The 20,036-nt window shown below is 52.5% G+C and carries 19 protein-coding genes; 17 read left to right on the forward strand and 2 right to left on the reverse strand.

Annotation, left to right across the window (positions count from 1 at the left end; all coding sequences use genetic code 11):
- Positions 1 to 96 precede the first annotated feature (96 nt).
- From puuD to cbdX, 13 genes are all read left to right on the forward strand, one after another.
- Positions 97 to 861 (forward strand): gamma-glutamyl-gamma-aminobutyrate hydrolase, encoded by a 765-nt coding sequence (gene puuD, locus OGV85_RS24105; RefSeq protein ID WP_181522621.1) that lies wholly within the window; start codon positions 97 to 99, stop codon positions 859 to 861.
- Positions 862 to 886: 25 nt separating this feature from the next.
- Positions 887 to 1,444 (forward strand): HTH-type transcriptional regulator PuuR, encoded by a 558-nt coding sequence (gene puuR / locus OGV85_RS24110; RefSeq protein WP_003830877.1) that lies wholly within the window; start codon positions 887 to 889, stop codon positions 1,442 to 1,444.
- A gap of 138 nt (positions 1,445 to 1,582) precedes the next feature.
- Complete coding sequence (gene puuC / locus OGV85_RS24115) at positions 1,583 to 3,070, forward strand: aldehyde dehydrogenase PuuC (RefSeq protein WP_071687697.1); 1,488 nt, start codon at positions 1,583 to 1,585, stop codon at positions 3,068 to 3,070.
- A 2-nt stretch (positions 3,071 to 3,072) separates the two neighbouring features.
- Positions 3,073 to 4,353 (forward strand): NAD(P)/FAD-dependent oxidoreductase, encoded by a 1,281-nt coding sequence (locus OGV85_RS24120; RefSeq protein WP_046669776.1) that lies wholly within the window; start codon positions 3,073 to 3,075, stop codon positions 4,351 to 4,353.
- A 210-nt stretch (positions 4,354 to 4,563) separates the two neighbouring features.
- Complete coding sequence (hyaA, locus tag OGV85_RS24125; RefSeq protein WP_181522622.1) at positions 4,564 to 5,691, forward strand: hydrogenase 1 small subunit; 1,128 nt, start codon at positions 4,564 to 4,566, stop codon at positions 5,689 to 5,691.
- Positions 5,688 to 7,481, forward strand: a complete 1,794-nt coding sequence (gene hyaB / locus OGV85_RS24130) for a Ni/Fe-hydrogenase large subunit (protein ID WP_181522623.1) — start codon at positions 5,688 to 5,690, stop codon at positions 7,479 to 7,481. The genes hyaA and hyaB overlap by 4 nt, the downstream gene beginning before the upstream one ends.
- Before the next feature lie 18 nt (positions 7,482 to 7,499).
- Positions 7,500 to 8,234, forward strand: a complete 735-nt coding sequence (gene hyaC / locus OGV85_RS24135; protein ID WP_003838720.1) for a Ni/Fe-hydrogenase b-type cytochrome subunit — start codon at positions 7,500 to 7,502, stop codon at positions 8,232 to 8,234.
- A complete protein-coding gene (hyaD, locus tag OGV85_RS24140; RefSeq protein ID WP_048219577.1) occupies positions 8,231 to 8,812 on the forward strand; it encodes a hydrogenase 1 maturation protease in 582 nt (193 codons plus the stop codon). Before hyaC ends, hyaD begins: the two co-directional genes overlap by 4 nt.
- A gap of 5 nt (positions 8,813 to 8,817) precedes the next feature.
- Positions 8,818 to 9,222: a hydrogenase-1 operon protein HyaE gene (hyaE, locus tag OGV85_RS24145; RefSeq protein WP_016149647.1), complete on the forward strand. Its 405-nt coding sequence runs from the start codon at positions 8,818 to 8,820 to the stop codon at positions 9,220 to 9,222.
- On the forward strand, positions 9,219 to 10,076 hold the full coding sequence (locus tag OGV85_RS24150; RefSeq protein WP_032948609.1) for a hydrogenase expression/formation protein: 858 nt from the start codon (positions 9,219 to 9,221) through the stop codon (positions 10,074 to 10,076). Before hyaE ends, OGV85_RS24150 begins: the two co-directional genes overlap by 4 nt.
- A gap of 88 nt (positions 10,077 to 10,164) precedes the next feature.
- On the forward strand, positions 10,165 to 11,709 hold the full coding sequence (gene appC, locus OGV85_RS24155) for a cytochrome bd-II oxidase subunit 1 (RefSeq protein WP_008321019.1): 1,545 nt from the start codon (positions 10,165 to 10,167) through the stop codon (positions 11,707 to 11,709).
- Positions 11,710 to 11,720: 11 nt separating this feature from the next.
- On the forward strand, positions 11,721 to 12,857 hold the full coding sequence (gene appB, locus OGV85_RS24160) for a cytochrome d ubiquinol oxidase subunit II (RefSeq protein WP_003838730.1): 1,137 nt from the start codon (positions 11,721 to 11,723) through the stop codon (positions 12,855 to 12,857).
- A 13-nt stretch (positions 12,858 to 12,870) separates the two neighbouring features.
- Complete coding sequence (cbdX, locus tag OGV85_RS24165) at positions 12,871 to 12,960, forward strand: cytochrome bd-II oxidase subunit CbdX (RefSeq protein WP_003838732.1); 90 nt, start codon at positions 12,871 to 12,873, stop codon at positions 12,958 to 12,960.
- A gap of 52 nt (positions 12,961 to 13,012) precedes the next feature.
- On the opposite strand, the gene OGV85_RS24170 is transcribed toward cbdX, so the two are convergent.
- Positions 13,013 to 13,726, reverse strand: coding sequence for a GNAT family N-acetyltransferase (locus OGV85_RS24170; RefSeq protein ID WP_181522626.1), 714 nt, complete (start codon positions 13,724 to 13,726; stop codon positions 13,013 to 13,015).
- 192 nt (positions 13,727 to 13,918) lie between these two features.
- Positions 13,919 to 15,388 carry a MocR-like pyridoxine biosynthesis transcription factor PdxR gene (gene pdxR / locus OGV85_RS24175; protein WP_057063216.1) on the reverse strand — a complete coding sequence of 490 codons (1,470 nt, stop codon included), beginning with the start codon at positions 15,386 to 15,388 and terminating at the stop codon, positions 13,919 to 13,921.
- 123 nt (positions 15,389 to 15,511) lie between these two features.
- On the opposite strand from pdxR, the gene OGV85_RS24180 reads away from it, so the two are divergent.
- The 4 genes from OGV85_RS24180 (at position 15,512) to OGV85_RS24195 (ending at position 19,932) form a co-directional block, all read left to right on the forward strand.
- Positions 15,512 to 15,961 carry a GNAT family N-acetyltransferase gene (locus OGV85_RS24180; RefSeq protein WP_003838738.1) on the forward strand — a complete coding sequence of 150 codons (450 nt, stop codon included), beginning with the start codon at positions 15,512 to 15,514 and terminating at the stop codon, positions 15,959 to 15,961.
- Positions 15,962 to 16,128: 167 nt separating this feature from the next.
- Complete coding sequence (locus tag OGV85_RS24185) at positions 16,129 to 17,133, forward strand: LacI family DNA-binding transcriptional regulator (protein WP_003838740.1); 1,005 nt, start codon at positions 16,129 to 16,131, stop codon at positions 17,131 to 17,133.
- A 153-nt stretch (positions 17,134 to 17,286) separates the two neighbouring features.
- Positions 17,287 to 18,738: a Na+/H+ antiporter NhaC gene (nhaC, locus tag OGV85_RS24190; protein ID WP_003838742.1), complete on the forward strand. Its 1,452-nt coding sequence runs from the start codon at positions 17,287 to 17,289 to the stop codon at positions 18,736 to 18,738.
- Between the two features lie 12 nt (positions 18,739 to 18,750).
- Positions 18,751 to 19,932, forward strand: a complete 1,182-nt coding sequence (locus OGV85_RS24195; RefSeq protein ID WP_106901987.1) for a MalY/PatB family protein — start codon at positions 18,751 to 18,753, stop codon at positions 19,930 to 19,932.
- The last annotated feature ends 104 nt before the right edge of the window (positions 19,933 to 20,036 follow it).

Here is a 20,036-nt window from a genome sequence, read left to right on the forward strand (position 1 = left end):
GAAGGTTATTCCGCTGCTAGATTGAGAAAATAATGAACGGAATTGCACAACAAGGAACCGTTTGGCAATAATTTATTCCAAAACGTGAGGTCGATCATGGGCAATATATTTGACAAGCCAGTTATTGGTGTAGTGATGTGTAGGAACAGGCTTAAGGGTCATGAGACCCAGACTCTGCAAGAAAAGTACCTGAATGCGGTATTAAATGCCGGTGGATTACCGATAGCGCTGTCCCATGCGCTCGCGGAACCCGAATTGCTGAACGCGCTGTTACCGAAACTGGATGGTATCTTCCTGCCAGGAAGCCCAAGCAATGTGCAGCCGCACCTCTATGGTGAAAATGGCGATGAGTCTGACGCCGATCCCGGGCGTGATCTTCTGAGCATGGCGCTAATTACCGCCGGGCTCGAAAGGCGCATTCCCATTTTCGCCATCTGCCGGGGCTTACAGGAATTAGTTGTCGCCACTGGCGGGACTCTGTATCGTCGCCTGTGCGATCACTCACAGTTCCTGGAACATCGTGAAGATGCGGAACTCCCGGTGGAGCAGCAATATGCGCCATCTCATGAAGTCCAGGTTCAACAGGGAGGATTGCTATCTCAGTTAATACCAGGTTGCAGCACGTTTTGGGTTAACTCCTTGCATGGTCAGGGCGCAAAAACCCTTGGCCCGCAGCTGCGCGTGGAAGCACGCTCGCAGGATGGATTAGTGGAAGCGGCCAGCGTCCATGACCATCCTTTCGCGCTCGGCGTGCAGTGGCACCCGGAATGGAACAGTAGCGAATACGCCCTGTCGCGTTTGTTACTTGAAGGTTTTATCACCGCTTGTCAGAACCACCTCGCTGAAAAACAGCGACTCTGACCACTACAGTTAAGGAAATGCAATTATGAGCGATGACGGCCTGGCGCCGGGTAAACGTTTGTCAGAGATCCGCCAGCAATTGGGTCTTTCGCAGCGTCGTGCCGCCGAACTGTCTGGGTTAACGCATAGCGCCATCAGCACCATAGAGCAGGATAAAGTCAGTCCTGCCATCAGTACGCTGCAAAAGCTATTGAAAGTATATGGGCTGTCGCTCTCCGAGTTCTTCGCGGAACCGGAAAAGCCTGACGAACCGCAGGTGGTTATCAATCAGGATGATTTGATTGAGATCGGGAGTCAGGGAGTATCCATGAAGCTGGTACACAACGGAAATCCGAATCGTACACTGGCAATGATGTTTGAAACCTATCAGCCAGGCACGACAACCGGGGAGAGAATTAAACATCAGGGTGAAGAGATTGGCACAATACTGGAAGGTGAAGTGATACTGACCATCAACGGTCAAACGTATCCTCTTGTTGCAGGGCAAAGCTATGCCATTAACACCGGCATACCACACAGCTTCAGCAACACTTCGGCGGGGATCTGCCGCATCATCAGTGCCCACACACCCACCACGTTCTAATCAGTAGCGGCCTGAGTTTCTCAGGCCTTCTTAAATAACGCGCATTAACAGGGTACATCCCTGGGGCATCGTGCAGCCTGATTTTGCCTGAAAAAGATCAGCAACGAACTTTATCTTATTGATATAAAAGGAGTAGCTATGAACTTTCAGAATCTTAAATATTGGCGTGAAAAAGCCAGCCATTATTCACCGGAAACCCGTTTATTTATTAACGGCGAATATTGTGCCGCCACCGATAACGAAACCTTTATTACCCAGGATCCGGCAGGACAACGCCCGCTCGCCAAAGTCGCCCGCGGCAAAAAAGCGGATGTTGACCGCGCAGTCACCGCAGCCCGCACCGTGTTTGAACGCGGGGACTGGTCGCAGGCATCACCCGCAGAGCGCAAAGCGGTGCTGCACAAACTCGCCGATTTAATGGAGCAGCATCACGAGGAGCTGGCGCTACTGGAAACGCTCGACACCGGTAAACCGATTCGCCATAGCCTGCGTGATGATATTCCCGGCGCGGCACGCGCCATCCGTTGGTACGCCGAGGCGATAGATAAAGTCTATGGTGAAGTTGCCACTACCTCGGTGAACGATTTAGCGCTGATTGTCCGCGAACCGGTGGGCGTGATTGCGGCCATCGTGCCGTGGAATTTTCCCCTGCTGCTGGCCTGCTGGAAACTCGGCCCGGCTCTGGCTGCGGGTAACAGCGTGATCCTCAAGCCTTCCGAAAAATCACCGCTGACCGCGATTCGCCTGGCCGCACTGGCTAAAAAAGCAGGTTTGCCCGATGGCGTGCTCAGCGTTGTGAGCGGGTACGGTCACGAGGCGGGCCAGGCACTGTCGCTGCATCCGGATGTTGATGTGATCACGTTTACCGGCTCGACCCGCACCGGCAAGCAACTGCTCAAAGATGCTGGCGACAGCAACATGAAACGCGTCTGGCTGGAGGCCGGCGGTAAAAGTGCCAACATCGTATTTGCCGACTGCCCGGATCTGCCGAAAGCCGCCGCTAATGCAGCGGCAGGTATTTTCTATAATCAGGGCCAGGTTTGTATCGCCGGTACGCGTCTGCTGCTGGAAGAAAGTATTGCCGACGAGTTTATCGCGCTTTTAAAAGAGCAGGCGAAAAACTGGCAGCCGGGCAACCCGCTGGATCCGGAAACCACGATGGGCACGCTTATCGACAACACGCATGCCGACACCGTACACAGTTTTATTCGCGACGGTGAAGCGCAAGGCACGCTGGCGCTGGATGGCCGCAGCCACGTACACCCGGCGGCCATCGGCCCGACTATTTTTGTCGACACCGCGCCGCAAGCCCACGTCAGCCGCGATGAGATTTTCGGGCCAGTACTGGTCATCACCCGTTTTAGCAGTGAAGCCGAAGCTCTGGCGCTGGCCAACGACAGCGACTACGGTCTGGGCGCCGCGGTCTGGACCCGCGATTTGTCGCGCGCGCACCGCATGAGTCGCCGCCTGAAGGCCGGTTCGGTCTTCGTGAATAACTACAACGACGGTGATATGACCGTGCCATTCGGCGGCTATAAGCAAAGCGGTAACGGACGCGATAAATCCCTGCATGCGCTGGAAAAATTTAGCGAATTAAAAACCATCTGGATCTCCCTGGAGTCTTAATCATGACTGAACATACCAGCAGTTATTACGCCGCAAGCGCCAATCAATACGAACCGTTCCCGACCCTTAGCGAATCGGTAAGCTGTGATGTTTGCGTCGTGGGCGGTGGTTATACCGGACTCTCCTCCGCCCTGCATTTATCAGAGATGGGTTACGACGTGGTGCTACTGGAATCCGCACGAATTGGCTTCGGAGCCAGCGGGCGCAACGGTGGTCAGTTGGTGAACTCCTACAGTCGCGATATCGACGTCATTGAACGCACCTACGGCCCGGACGCCGCTAAAATGCTTGGCAGTATGATGTTTGAAGGCGGCAATATCATTCGCGAACGTATCAAACGTTATCAGATCGACTGCGACTATCGTCCTGGCGGGCTGTTTGTGGCCCTGAACCACAAACAGATGGAAACGCTGGAGGAGCAGAAATCGAACTGGGAACGCTACGGCAATACGCAACTTGAACTGTTGGATAGCAGCGAAATTCGCCGCGAAGTCAGCAGCGATCGTTATGTCGGCGCGCTACTCGACCACAGCGGTGGTCATATTCATCCGCTAAACCTGGCGATTGGCGAGGCTAACGCCATTCGTCTGAACGGCGGGCGCGTCTTCGAACAGTCGCCAGTCACCCGTATTCAGCACACCAGCCCGGCAGTGGTCAGCACCGAAAAAGGTCAGGTTACGGCACGTTTTGTGATTGTCGCGGGCAACGCCTACCTCGGCGACAAACTGGAACCTGCGCTGGCAAAAAGCAGCATGCCGTGTGGCACGCAGGTGTTAACCACCGAACCGCTGTCGGCGGAGATGGCGCGCTCGCTGATCCCGAAAAACTACTGCGTTGAAGATTGTAACTACCTGCTGGATTACTACCGTCTGACCGGCGATAACCGCCTGCTGTACGGCGGCGGTGTAGTCTACGGCGCTCGCGATCCGGACGATATTGAGCGTCTGGTGATGCCGAAACTGCTGAAGACCTTCCCGCAATTGCAGGGGGTAAAAATTGATTACCGCTGGACCGGTAATTTCCTGTTAACGCTGTCGCGCATGCCGCAGTTCGGCCGTCTTGATACCAACATTTACTATATGCAGGGCTACAGCGGCCACGGCGTGACTTGTACCCACCTGGCAGGACGGCTGATTTCGGAACTGCTGCGCGGGGATGCCGAGCGTTTTGACGCTTTCGCCAAACTGCCGCATTACCCGTTCCCGGGAGGCCGCAGCCTGCGCATTCCGTTTACCGCCATGGGCGCGGCCTATTACAGCTTACGTGATCGCCTTGGGGTTTAAGTTCTTCCGCGATAAACCCGACGCACAGGGCGGTCCCCCCTGTGCGTTTTTTTATTGCCGAATAAGCGAAAAACAGATAACAGGCACGAAAATATCGCAATAGGACATAACCACACACTTTGCATTGTTTCTCCCCGCTAATCGGATAGGCTTTTTTAGATTATCGCTGGCGGCGTGCGCCAGAACTCAACGGGGGAAGAAACGCGTGTTATGAATACGAATAACGAGGAGACCTTTTATCAGGCGATGCGCCGCAAGGGCGTGAGCAGGCGCAGTTTTCTTAAATATTGTAGCCTCGCGGCAACATCGCTAGGGTTGGGAGCCGGAATGACGCCCAGAATCGCCTGGGCGCTGGAAAACAAACCCCGGATCCCGGTCGTCTGGATCCACGGTCTGGAATGCACCTGCTGTACCGAATCATTTATCCGCTCCTCTCACCCACTCGCCAAAGACGTCATCCTCTCTCTGATTTCCCTTGATTACGACGACACACTGATGGCCGCCGCCGGAACACAGGCCGAAGAGGTCTTTGAAGACATTCTAAGCCGCTACCACGGCCGATACATTCTGGCCGTCGAAGGTAATCCTCCGCTGGGAGAACAAGGGATGTTCTGCATTAGTGGCGGGCGACCGTTTATTGAAAAGCTTAAAAGAGCCGCCGCCGGTGCCAGCGCGATTATCGCCTGGGGCACCTGCGCCTCCTGGGGCTGCGTGCAGGCTGCCCGGCCTAACCCAACTCAGGCAACACCGATCGATAAAGTGATTACCGATAAGCCTATCGTGAAAGTGCCCGGTTGCCCGCCGATTCCAGACGTCATGAGCGCCATCATTACCTACATGGTGACCTTTGGAAGGCTGCCGGAACTCGATCATCTGGGGCGTCCGCTGATGTTTTATGGTCAGCGTATTCATGACAAATGCTACCGCCGCGCCCACTTTGACGCCGGGGAGTTCGTTGAAAGTTGGGACGATGACGCTGCCCGCAAAGGCTATTGCCTGTACAAAATGGGCTGCAAGGGGCCAACCACCTATAACGCCTGTTCCACCACCCGCTGGAATGGCGGAGTTTCCTTCCCCATCCAGTCCGGCCACGGTTGTCTGGGATGTTCGGAGAACGGCTTCTGGGATCGCGGTTCGTTCTACAGCCGCGTGGTCGATATTCCACAGATGGGAACGCATTCTACCGCTGACACCGTGGGCCTCACCGCGCTTGGCGTAGTGGCGGCTGGTGTCGGCGTCCACGCAGTCGCCAGCGCCGTCAATCAACATAACCGCCACAAACAGCAGTTAACTAAAGCCGAACAACCGCAGCCGGACAAAGAGGATAACCAGGCATGAGCAACTCGTATCAAACCCAGGGATATACGTTAAACAATGCGGGTCGCCGCCTGGTTGTGGACCCCATAACCCGCATTGAAGGCCATATGCGTTGTGAAGTGAACATTGATGAGCAGAATATCATCACCAACGCGGTTTCCTGCGGCACCATGTTCCGCGGACTGGAGATCATTCTGCAGGGGCGCGACCCTCGCGATGCCTGGGCCTTTGTCGAACGTATTTGCGGAGTATGCACCGGCGTACATGCCCTGGCATCGGTGTATGCCATTGAAGATGCCATTGGCATCAAGGTGCCCGACAACGCCAACATCATTCGCAATATTATGCTGGCGACGCTGTGGTGCCACGACCATCTGGTGCACTTTTACCAGTTAGCCGGAATGGATTGGATTGACGTGCTGAATGCCCTGAAAGCAGATCCGCGCGCCACATCACAGCTGGCGCAAAGCCTTTCTGCCTGGCCGAAGTCCTCCCCTGGTTACTTTTTTGACGTCCAAAATCGCCTGAAGAAATTTGTCGACGGCGGTCAACTGGGGATTTTCCGCAACGGTTATTGGGGTCACCCGCAGTACAAACTGTCGCCTGAGGCTAACCTGATGGGCTTTGCCCATTATCTGGAAGCTCTCGATTTTCAGCGCGAGATCATCAAAATCCATACAGTGTTTGGCGGTAAGAACCCGCATCCTAACTGGATTGTCGGCGGTATGCCGTGCGCGATTAATATCGATCAGCGCGGCGCGGTTGGGGCAGTCGATATGGAACGCCTGAACCTGGTGCAGTCGATCATCACCCGCACCGCTGATTTCATCAACAACGTCATGGTGCCTGACGCGCTGGCTATCGGTCAGTTCAATAAGTCCTGGAGCCAGATTGGCACCGGGCTTTCTGATAAGTGCGTCTTGAGCTACGGCGCGTTCCCGGATATCGCCAATGACTTCAGCGCGAAGAGCCTGTTGATGCCAGGCGGCGCGGTGATTAACGGTGATTTTAAAAACGTGCTGCCAGTGGATCTGGCCGATCAGCAACAAATTCAGGAGTTTGTCGATCATGCCTGGTACCGTTATCCGGACGATCAATTAGGTCGTCACCCGTTCGAAGGGATTACTGAACCCTGGTATAACCCGGGCGATGTCAAAGGCAGCGATATTGATATCAAACAGCTCAACGAACAGGAACGCTATTCGTGGATTAAAGCCCCGCGCTGGCGCGGACACGCCATGGAAGTTGGACCACTGGCGCGCACGCTGATTGCCTATCACAAAGGGGATGCCGCCACGATTGAATCCGTCGATCGCATGATGTCTTCCCTCAAGCTGTCGCTTTCGGGTATGCAGTCGACGCTGGGGCGTATTCTGTGCCGCGCGCACGAAGCCCAGTGGGCCGTGAGCAAACTGCAATATTTCTTCGACAAGCTAATGACCAACCTGAAAAACGGCAATCTGGCGACCGCAAACACCGAAAAATGGGAGCCTGAAAGCTGGCCGCAGCAGTGCCGCGGGATCGGTTTTACCGAAGCACCGCGCGGCGCGTTAGGTCACTGGGCATCGATTCGCGACGGGAAAATCAATCTCTATCAGTGTGTGGTGCCGACCACCTGGAATGCCAGCCCGCGCGATCCGAAGGGACAAATTGGTGCTTACGAGGCGGCGCTGATGGGCACCCAAATGGCGATACCGGATCAACCGCTGGAGATTCTGCGCACCTTGCACAGCTTCGATCCCTGCCTGGCATGTTCAACCCACGTACTCGGCGACGACGGCAGCGAACTTATCGCCGTCCAGGTTCGCTAAGCGTTAAGGAACGGAACGATGACTGGAAAAACATCCCCACGCGTCGGTGAGGCGCGTGATACCGCTATCAGCCACTATGTGTTTGAAGCGCCTGTGCGCTTGTGGCACTGGCTGACGGTCGGCTGCATGTTGGTGTTGATGGTGACCGGATACTTCATTGGCCGACCGCTGCCGTCGGTCAGCGGTGAGGCCACTTATCTGTTCTATATGGGCGACATCCGGCTGATACATTTCTCCGCCGCCATGGTGTTCACGGTGATCCTGCTGATGCGCATTTACTGGGCCTTCGTCGGTAATCGCTATTCACGAGAACTTTTTATCGTGCCGGTCTGGCGGCGCAGCTGGTGGCGAGGCGCGTTTTCGGTCGTGCGCTGGTATCTGTTTCTGGAAAAAAAACCGGGAGATGATATCGGCCATAACCCCATCGCGCAGGCGGCAATGTGCGGTTATTTCCTGCTCTCCGTTTTTATGATCCTCACCGGTTTTGCCTTATACAGCGAACATAGCCAGTACGCCATTTTTACCCCTTTCCGCTATGTGACGGAGTTTTTCTACTGGACCGGTGGGAACTCTCTCGATATCCACAGCTGGCATCGGTTGGGGATGTGGTTCATCGCCGCCTTCATCGTAGGCCATGTGTATATGGCGATTCGTGAGGACATCATGTCTGACGATACCGTCATCTCCACCATGGTCAATGGCTACCGTAGCCACAAATTTCCCAAAGGTCAGCACGACAAGGAGGCGTCATGAGCGAACCACACGTCATCGTGATGGGTCTAGGCAACCTGCTGTGGGCAGACGAAGGCTTTGGCATTCGCGTCGCCGAACGCCTGTACGCCCATTATCACTGGCCGGAATACGTTGAGATCGTCGACGGCGGCACGCAGGGGCTGAATCTGCTGGGCTACGTTGAGCAGGCCAGTCATCTGCTGTTGCTGGACGCCATCGACTACGGTCTCGCGCCGGGCACCCTGCAAACCTACGCCGGTGAAAAAGTCCCCAGTTACCTCAGCGCCAAAAAAATGAGTCTGCATCAGAACAGCTTCTCCGAAGTGCTGGCGCTGGCGGACATTCGCGGCCATCTGCCCTCGCACATCGCCCTTGTAGGACTTCAACCGGTACAGCTGGACGACTATGGCGGCAGCCTGACCGACATCGCGCGTGCTCAGCTTCCGGCGGCGGAGCAGGCTGCACTTACGCAACTGGCTGCGTGGGGGATTGTGCCACAGACCAACGATGAAACGCGTTGCCTGAACTATGAATGCCTGTCGATGGAAAACTATGAAGGCGTGCATATTCGCCAGTATCGCGTAACGCTGGAGAGATAAGCAACATGTTGAATGACAACCCTTTTCCTGCTCTATGGCAACGTATGCTGGCACGAGGCTGGCAGCCGCTAACCGCGCCCGAACTGGATGACTGGATAACCCACGTTCGCGACGGTGTGGTGTTACTCAGTAGCGATCCCCGCCGTACACCGGAAGTCAGCGATAATCCGGTGATGATTGCCGAGTTGCTCCGCGAGTTTCCCCAGTTTGACTGGCACATCGCCATGGCGGATCTCGAGCATAGCGAGGCGATTGGCGATCGTTTTGGCGTATTCCGCTTCCCGGCCACACTGGTGTTTATCCACGGCGAACTGAGCGGCATTCTCAGCGGCATCCACCCGTGGGCCGATCTGCTCAACCTGATGCGCCCCTTAGTTGAACCACGCACGCCGCCGGAGTCTGAACGATGAGCGACACTTTTTTTCATCTGCTGGGGCCGGGAACGCAGCCGGACGATGACAGCTTCAGCATGAATCCCTTACCCCTCACCTGCCAGGTCAACAGCGACCCCAGCATGGCATCACTGGAAAACTGCCCGCACAGTCCGGCGGTGATGGCATTGTTAGCCGATGTGCGCCAGCAGCTCAGGAGGCGCATTCCCGCCAAACAGGACGTGCTGGGATGGGATTTATCCGCGCTCAACGCAGACGATCTCACGTTTTTGAATACGCTACTCGGCGAAGGCGAAGTTTCAGTGCGCATCCAGCATGCTGACGGCAGAGCATGCGAGATCCAGGAGTCGATTTTCTGCGGTATCTGGCGGGTGCGTTGTCAGAATGACAACGGGCAGTGGGAGGAGCATCTGGAAGCAGGCAGCGCGCCGCGGGCACTGTGGCTGGCGGCAACGTTCAATACACTGCCGGACGACAGCCTGTTGCCCCCGCCGGTGGACGGGCTAATGAATGGCCTGACACTAGCTCAGGAACTGCTGGCGCACGTGCGCGATCCGGCCTTGCAACCCCATAGCATTAACCTCACACAACTGCCAATTAGCGATGCGGATCGCCTGTTTCTTGCTCGGTTATGTGGCGAAGGACACATCCAGATCCGCACTATCGGCTACGGCGAGAGCCAAATCGACGCCACGGCGCTGCGCCATGTCTGGCATGTGCGCTGTCTGGATACCCTGAAAGGGCTTCTGCTCGAAAGTTATGAGATCTGTCCATTACCGGAACTGGTGCAGGCTGCGCCGGAAGATCTTCGCGACTCGCTCCAGCGTCTGGATGAAGTCTGCGGCTGGCTGACATCTGGTCCACCGGCCTGACCCTCTCTCCCGGCCCGCATGCTTTTATGCTGCGGGTCTGGCGTTTTCTTCCTTATCTATTCACTCTCTAATGCCTGATGGAGTTCGCATGTGGGACGTCATTGACTTATCGCGTTGGCAGTTTGCGCTGACCGCGCTGTACCATTTTCTGTTTGTTCCCCTGACGCTGGGGCTAATTTTTATGCTGGCCATCATGGAAACCATTTATGTGGTGACCGGCAAAACAGTCTACCGCGACATGACGCGTTTCTGGGGCAAGTTATTCGGGATTAACTTTGCGCTCGGCGTGGCAACCGGCCTGACCATGGAGTTTCAGTTCGGTACTAACTGGTCGCTCTATTCTAACTATGTGGGAGATATTTTTGGCGCGCCTCTGGCAATGGAAGCCCTGCTGGCCTTCTTCCTCGAATCCACGTTCGTTGGTCTGTTCTTCTTCGGCTGGCAACGCTTAACCAAATACCAACACCTGATGGTCACCTGGCTGGTCGCGTTTGGTTCCAATATCTCGGCCCTGTGGATCCTCAACGCCAACGGCTGGATGCAATATCCAACCGGCGCTCACTTTAATATTGATACCCTACGTATGGAGATGAGCAGCTTTAGCGAGCTGGTCTTTAACCCCATCAGCCAGGTGAAATTTGTGCATACCGTGATGTCCGGTTATGTCACCGGCGCCATGTTTGTTATGTCCATCAGCGCCTGGTATTTGCTGCGCGGTCGCAATCGCGAGTTCGCCCGGCGTTCCTTCGCGGTGGGTTCCGTTTTTGGCACGCTGGCTATCCTCGGCACTCTACAACTGGGTGACAGCTCAGCCTATGAGGTTGCCCAACGCCAGCCGGTAAAACTGGCGGCAATGGAAGGCGAATGGCAAACCGAACCGGCACCCGCGCCCTTTCATGTCATCGCCTGGCCGCAGCAGGAGCAAGAACGTAACGCCTTTGCTGTGAAGATACCGGCTCTGCTGGGCATCCTGGCCACGCACTCTTTAGACACGCCGGTTCCGGGGCTGAAAAATCTGATGGAGGATGCTCTTCCCCGCCTGCAACGAGGTCGGGAAGCGTGGCTGCTGATGCAGGAAATCGCCAAAGGTAACCGCACGCCTCAGGTGCTGAACGCTTTTCACGCTGTGGAGAAAGATCTGGGTTACGGCATCCTGCTGGCGAACTACGCGCCTGATATGAACCATGTCACTCCGGAGCAATATCAGGCCGCACAACGCGGTGCGATCCCGCAAGTAGCACCGGTATTCTGGAGTTTTCGCATCATGATTGCATGCGGTTCACTTCTGCTGCTGGTGATGGCGATTGCCCTGATACAGACCTTACGCTGGCGTATCGACCAGCATCGCTGGGTACTGCACATGACGCTGTGGAGCCTGCCGCTACCGTGGATTGCCATTGAAGCCGGCTGGTTTATGACGGAGTTTGGCCGCCAGCCGTGGGCGATTCAGGATATTTTGCCGACCTGGTACGCCCACTCCGCGTTAAGCGCAGGCCAACTGGCCTTCTCCATGGGGCTAATTCTCACGCTTTACACCTTGTTTTTAATTGCCGAAGTCTACCTGATGCAGAAATACGCGCGCCTTGGCCCGGATGCAATGCATAACCAACAACCAGCGCAACAACAGGGATAAAGGAGATAATCATGTTGGATTATGAAACGTTACGGCTCATCTGGTGGCTGCTGATTGGCATCATCCTGGTGGCATTTATGGTCACCGACGGGTTTGATATGGGGGTTGGCTGCCTGTTGCCGCTGATCGCGCGTAACGATGATGAGCGTCGGGTACTAATCAATAGCGTCGGAGCGCACTGGGAAGGTAACCAGGTGTGGCTCATTCTGGCGGGCGGTGCATTATTCGCGGCCTGGCCGCGGGTCTATGCCGCGGCATTTTCAGGGTTTTATGTGGCGATGATTCTGGTGTTGTGCGCCCTTTTCTTTCGCCCGTTGGCCTTTGATTATCGTGGAAAAATAGCCAATGCACGCTGGCGCGCCATGTGGGATACCGGGTTGGTGATTGGCAGTCTGGTCCCTCCAGTTATCTTCGGCGTTGCATTCGGTAACTTGTTTTTGGGCGTGCCTTTTATCTTCACACCACAGCTTCATGTGCAATACCTGGGCACCTTCTGGCAGTTACTCTCACCCTTTGCCCTGTTGTGCGGCGCATTAAGCCTGATGCTGGTTATTCTGCAAGGAGGCGTGTGGCTCCAGTTGAAGACCGACGGCATTCTTCACCAACGTGCGCTGTCTGCTACCCGCCGCAGCGCGATGCTGGTCGTGCTCTGCTTTCTGTTAGCCGGTTACTGGCTATGGACGGGGATCGATGGCTATGTGTTGCTAAGCCAGGATCCTAATGGTCCTTCCAACCCGCTATTAAAAGCAGTAACTACCTCGCCGGGCGCGTGGATGGCGCACTTTTATCAGTCACCACTGCTGTTAATTATTCCGCTGCTTGGCATGATTTTCCCGATGCTCGCGATCTATGCCTGCGGACAACGTCGGGCCGTATGGGGATTTTTGTTTGCTTCACTGGGCCAGGCCTGCGTGATCTTCACCGCTGGAATCACCCTGTTTCCGTTTGTGATGCCTTCAAGCGCGTATCCGCTCTCCAGCCTGACGGTGTGGGACAGCACCTCCAGCCAGATGACACTCAGTATCATGCTGGTTATTGTGCTGATTTTTCTACCGATCGTTCTGCTTTATACCGTGTGGAGTTATTACAAAATGCTCGGGCGCATCAATGTAGAAACGATCCGCCGCCACAACCACGAACTTTATTAAGGAGGACTGTACGATGTGGTATCTGTTTTGGTTTGTCGGCATTCTGCTGATGTGCGGACTCTCCACGCTGGCGCTGGTCTGGCTTGAGTCGCGGCAGAGATAATTCTACACGGGCGCTACGCTTTCTGGCTCCCCGGTTTATTCGGGGAGCTTTTTTATCCCCTTTCCATCAGCTCGCCAAGACGCCTAATTTGCCGTCCCTGGTTATCGAAATTACGCTCATCGAGCCACATATCGTAGGCCGATCGAAGTGACGGATACTCACCGTCAATGATTGAGTACCATGCGGTATCTCGATTACGCCCCCGCGTGACGACAGCCTGACGAAATATGCCTTCAAAACTGAAGCCAAATCGCTCCGCCGCCCCACGGGAAGGAGCATTGAGAGCATCGCATTTCCATTCAAAACGGCGATAGCCCAGATCCTCAAAAACGTACTTTAAAAGCAATGAGATGACTTCTGTTGAGATTCGCGAACGTTTCATGCGTACGGAGTAGGAAACATGGCCAACCTCGATCACGCCATTTGAGGGATCAATCCGCATCAGTGCAAACGTACCAACAGTTTTCATACTGGTTAAATCGATCACAGCAAAATGCATCGGATCGGTCTGTTCTTCCATCTTTTTTACATAATCCAGGAAGGTATCGAAGGTCTCAAAAGGCCCGACCGCCAGATATGTCCAGTCACGACAATCGCTTGCTTCGCAGTACGCTTCATACAACTCTTTTGCATGGCGTTCGGCGTTAATACGTTCAAGCTTACAATAGCGACCTGTAATTTGCTGGGCCTGTGGAAAGGGTGCGCCTTTCCAGTCAGACAAAGTCATACCAACGGGTTGATGAAATTGATTAAAGATGCCCGACATATCCATACCTCTTACAAAACAGGGCTAAACCAGCGCAGAGTATGATCAAACTGGGCAGTCCAAAAGAACCACAATGCGTGTTTTTAACAGATCCACACTATTTATCTGTACAAAAAACAGGCGCAATATTTTTACACGTAGCAAAAGAAACGTATTTACTGCATTAATGCTTAGAGCTGAATAAATTATAAGTTAAATAACCTGAGCCAGACGGCGAATCCCATCAACAATTGCCTCTACCGGATGATTTGCAAAACCAATCAAAATTCCCTGTCGTGAAACATCGCTCTGGTAATAACGACTTAGTGATAGTATTCCCATCCCTAGTAATCTGGCTTTCTCTTCAACTTCACTTCCAGTCATCCCATTTTGCAACCAACATACGATATGAACGCCTGAGTCTGAAGGTTGAATAATCATTTTATCAGCAAGATAGTATTGAATAGCATTGACCAACGCTGTTCTTCTTTCATAGCATGCTTTGCGAATTCGACGCACATGACTGGCATAGTGCCCCTCCTCAATAAAATTTGCCATCACTGCTTGTTCAAGATAACTGGTACCGAGATCGGAATAATATTTGGTCACCATAATCTGTTCTTGTAAACCCGGCGGAACAACTAAAAAACCTAAACGGAATTCCGGGTACATCATTTTAGAAAATGTTCCGGCATAGATTACGCGTTGATTCTGATCTAATCCTTGCAGAGCTTGTAAAGAACGGTCGGCATAACGGAACTCACTATTATAATCATCTTCAAATATCCATGCCTGATTCGACTTCGCCCATTCCAGCAACTCAAAACGCCGGGATAAACTCAACGTTCCACTTAATGGATATTGATCCGACGGGACGACATAGGCCAGCCTGGCGTCAGGAAAATGATCAATACCATAGCGGACGTTCATTCCTTCGCTATCTACCGGTACCGGCCTCACCATAGCACCAACAGACATGAAGGTTCCGCGGGCGCCTTTGTAACCCGGGTCGTCCAGCCAAACGTCATTTCCTGCCGACAGCAATGCTCGTGCAGTAATGTTCAATGCCTGCTGAATACCATTTACGATGATTATTTGATCTTCGTTACAGTTCACTCCACGCGTTGTTTTAATGTAGCGGCAAACCGCTTTTCTCAAAGGAAGGTACCCGCAAGGATGAGTGTGAGCTCCCAGTTGATGCCGGGATTGTCTCCAGACACGTTGCAGTAGCTTTCCCCATAACGCATGCGGGAAGAGATCCGTACACCCGACACCAACCGCAAATAGACGGTTCATGCAGCGCCCTTCATACTCATTTGACCATAAATCGCGAGCAGGATTATTTCGGCTGTGAACCTGATCATCAGGTGATACGACGTCCCCCAACGCCATCTCTGGATAGCTATTGCTGATACTCCGATCCGGAATATTATGTGAGACATATGTTCCAGACCCTTTACGAGTCAGGATATACCCTTCATCTAATAGCCGGTCATAACCGGCGATCGCTGAATTTCGTGAAATTGACATCATTTCGGACAACGCCCTGGTTGACGGCATTTTTGTTCCTGGCGGCAATCGCCCTTCGAGGATGTGATCGCGGAGGATTTGGTAAACCTGCTCCTTAACCGCACCTTTTCCTAAAACAAATCCTTGAAATAAAGGCGCATTGTTTTTCTTCATTGTATTAACCTTTATACTAAAGTGGATCCTATCAATATATTGAAAGTGTCTCTTTACGAGAGTTTATAAAATTCTTAGTATTATCATACTAACACATTACTCGTATAAAATATCAGGATATATATGATTAACATGAATGCCGTTACTATTGAAAGTGCAGAACAAAAAGACTACGCCAGCTGGCTTCCTTTATGGATAAACTATCAAACATTTTACCGCACTATAATTTCAGATGAAGTAACAAAATTAACGTGGGAGCGATTCTTTACCCCGAGCGAACCTGTTTATTGTGCTGTTGCAAAATATGATGGGAAAATAGTGGGACTGGTTCATTATCTCTTTCACCGCTCAACCTGGGCAGAATCAAACTATTGCTATCTCGAAGATTTATTTGTTAGCGAAGATGTACGCGGCCAACACATCGGTAAACAACTTATCGAATATGTCCAACAACAAGCCAAAAAACATCACGCGTCAAGATTATACTGGCATACGCATGAAACCAACCTCCGTGGGCAACGTCTGTATGACTGGGTGGCCAAAAAGAGCGGAATGATCGAATATCGCATGTAAGTATAATAATACTCAGGATAGTATTGAATAATTAAACACTAAAAATAAGCCTCTGAGTATATCTACTCAGAGGATGTATCGGTGACAAATCCCCCCAACCTGAATAAGATAAGGAATAAAACCAGCGATAAGCAAATTCTTAAGAATTAAAAAGGTAAAGAGCCAGCATGGCAACGATAAAGGATGTTGCAGAGTTAGCGGGAGTGTCCACCGCAACAGTTTCACGTGTTATTAATCAAACCGCATGGGTTGAACCCGTGACGCGTGAGCGTGTTGAAAAAGCCATGCGCGAACTGAACTATCATCGCAATGCCGCCGCTATTGCATTAGCGAAACGTAGCGGTGACATGCTCGGGTTATTGACCGGCAATCTTGCCGATCCCTTTTTTGCCAGGCTTGCACGAGGCGTAGAAGAAGTATCACGCCAGCAGCAATTTCGGCTGATGGTATGCAGCGGTGGCCACGATGAAGGAATGGAAAAATCAGGACTCGATTTCCTGATAAACCAGGGCTGTGAAGCTATTGTGGTCCATGCCAGTAGACTGTCTGAAAAGGAACTGTTGCGATATGCCGCTCATTTTCCTGCCATGGTGGTCGTAAATCGCTATATTGCCGGGATGGCCAATCGCTGCGTGTGGCTGGAAAATAGTCAAGCAGCTAAAACAGCCACGCTACACCTCCTGGAGCAAGGACACCGTTGTATTGCCTGCGTGACAAGTGACTTACCGATTATCGATCGCCGTGAGCGGCTGGAAGGTTATCGCCAGGCGCTGGCTGAATATGGTATTACGCCAGATAAAAATTGGGTGATTAGTGTGCCCTTTAATGAAGAAGGTGGCGAACGCGCTGCACATCAGCTGCTTAATTGCGGCATTCCTTTCACCGCAGCGGTGACGTTTAATGATGTGATGGCCGCCGGGATTATGCGCATCCTCCATCAGCAGGGAATTACACTTCCGCAACAGCTTTCGATCGTTGGATTTGATGATGTGGTGATGGCCCGCTATCTCTACCCTGCACTCACAACAATGCATTATCCCGTTGAGCGCATGGCTCGCTGCGCTTCGCAACTGGCGATACAGCTTTTTAAGGGCGCAACTCAGCGTCCCAGCGTGAATAGTTTCACTGCAGAGCTGGTGATCCGCGATTCTGTTCTTCCCCCCTCTCTCTGAAATCAATGCGTAAATCGTCAAGCCCCTGAGTTGTGATCAACTTCAAATTTAGCGCCCTCATGTAATCGCTTACATGAGGGCCAATGAACGATCACAGTCAGACAAAAGAGTGTTCTCTACTCTTGAGCGACCTTACAGACTGGAGATTCATGAATGAATGCCTCTCAAAATCAGAAAAAAGCACTCTCATTTGGACTGGCAGTGATCCCTATTTTAGCCATGCTACTGCTGTTAATTATTGGCTACGGCATCATGGGGCTACGTATTGAGCCTTTATTGCTTTGTTCTGCTGCAGTCGCCGCGGGCATGGCCTGGTGGCAAGGGTATTGCTGGGAAGACATCATTAATTCGGTGGTGGATAAACTCGCCAAAGCAATGCCGGTTATCATGATTCTTATCTGTGTTGGCGGCCTGATTGGTACATGGATGTTCAGCGGCACCATCCCTTACATGGTGTACTGGGGACTTAAACTCATCAGCCCCGAATACATTCTCATCGCCGCGTTCTTTTTGACCAGCGTCGTATCGGTGTGTACCGGAACCTCCTGGGGTTCCGCCGGAACGGTTGGCGTAGCGCTGATGGGGGTTGCCGCCGGACTGGATGTCTCATTGGCAGCAGCGGCAGGTGCCGTTGTTTCTGGCGCTTACTTCGGTGACAAGATATCGCCGCTGTCAGACTCCACCAACTTTGCGGCCATTGTCGCAGATACCACCCTTTTCGAGCATATCCAGCACTTATTGTGGACCACTATTCCCAGCTTTCTGCTTGCCGCTGTGGTTTATCTTATTGCGGGCCACAGCAATATGCTCGGCGAGGTCGCCACGCCGCAACGGGTTACCGATATTGTCAACGCTCTGGAGTCGCTATACCACTTCAATATCATTCTGATTTTGCCGCCGGTTATTGTGTTGTGGGGCGCGATTCGTAAAAAGCCGGTCATTCCTTTAATGCTGAGCGCATGCGTATTAGCCCTGATTCTGGGCGTTGTCATGCAAGGGCTCAGCATCAAGCAGGGGCTGGATGCCTTTATAGATGGGTTCAACATTACTATGTTCCCGCAAGGGAGTGAGGGCATTATTGCTGATGTTCCGCGCCTGCTGAACCGTGGCGGAATGTTCTCAATGATGAGCACTATTCTTCTGGTATTTTGCGCATTTTCTTTTGCCGGTGCCTTAACGTTAACGGGCGCACTCAACATTATCATTAACCGCTTACTGACGGTCATTCACAGCGTCGGTCAGTTAATTGCGGCAACCATTGGTACCACCCTTCTTGTTACCGGAGCGACAAGCGACGGCAAGCTGGCTCTTCTGGTTCCAGCTGAATTATTTAAAGACGCATACCGCCGCATGGGACTGGATACCAAAAATCTGTCCCGCACAATTGAAGACGCTGGCACCGTCATTGAGCCGTTGTTGCCATGGACCGCCGCCGGAGTTTATATGGCCACAACATTAGGAGTGAGCACACTGGATTTATTGCCATGGGCGATTCAGTGCTATGCCGCAATCTTCTTCGCCTTGATTTACGGCTTCACGGGAATCGGTATTGCGAAGGCGCCATCAGTGACAGAAACAGAAAAAAATATTACGGCAACAGAATAGGGAGAGCATGTAATGGATTTTAATAAGATTATCGATCGCCACGATACCGCCTCGCTGAAATGGGACTTTATGGCGCGATATTTCGGCGAGGATACACATCAACTGTTGCCAATGTGGGTGTCTGATTTTGACTTTACTTGCCCACCCGCTGTTCAGGAGGCTTTAACTCACCGCGTCGGGCACGGTATTTTTGGTTACAGCGAACGGCCACAAAGCTACTTTGATTCATTAATCTCATGGCTCTCAACCCGGCATCAGCTGGAAATCAAGCAAGAGTGGATCTGCAGTATTGAAGGTGTTGTTCCGGGATTATCGCTACTCGTACAAATGCTGAGCCAACCCGGTGAAGGCGTAGTCGTTCAGGGGCCTTATTATGGCTCATTCGCTAAAATTATCTCTTTGAACGGCAGACAGTTGCTGGAAAATCCGTTGTATGAGGACCCGGCTACCGGTTATCAAATGGATTTTGCTCACCTGGAAATGTTATTCCGGACTGAACGTCCACCGTTGATGATTTTATGTAATCCGCATAACCCAACCGGCCGTTGTTGGTCTGTTCAGGAGCTGGAACAGCTACTTACGCTGTGCGAAACCTATGATGTGACGTTGCTGGCTGATGAAATATGGGCAGATTTATTGCTTCCTGGAGAACAATTTACTTCAGTTCTGCATCTGGGAGAACGCTGGCATTCGCGTGTAATTTCAGCCACTTCAGCCAGTAAAACGTTTGGTTTGTCGACATTGCGTATTGCTAATTTTCTGATACCGGCACCGGCATTGCGTGAACACTTTTTACGCCGTCTGGATGCTCATGGGCTGGATGTATTCAATGCGCTATCCGTCGAAGCGAGTACGGCAGCATGGCAACATGGTGCACCATGGTTAGACGAGTTACTTGGCTATCTGGCTGAAAATCGACGCTGGTTTATTCAACAAATTGATGAACATCTCCCGTGGGCTCGGGTTGTTCCTTCCCAGGCAACTTATCTACTGTGGATAGATTGCAAAGCGCTTGGACTGGATGATGAGCAGCTCAAATGGGTAATGCTTGATGTTGCCGGTATTGCGCCTTCAATGGGAAATAGTTTTGGTCCTGCTGGAAAAGGTTTTATCCGCCTGAACATGGGATGTCCACGCGCCTACCTCGAAAAAGCGGTAGAGGGGTTGAAGCGTATTGCATTTACATCTTGCTAAATCTGCTCAGTAAACGAATCGGCCCTGGCGCAGGGCCGCTCGATATTATCAGCCATTTTAATGAAAAACCAAGTGATATAGTACCAGTTAGCCACCAACAGACA

Origin of the sequence: Citrobacter sp. Cf132, assembly GCF_030333885.1 — a bacterium.
Classification (GTDB): Bacteria; Pseudomonadota; Gammaproteobacteria; order Enterobacterales; family Enterobacteriaceae; genus Citrobacter; species Citrobacter freundii.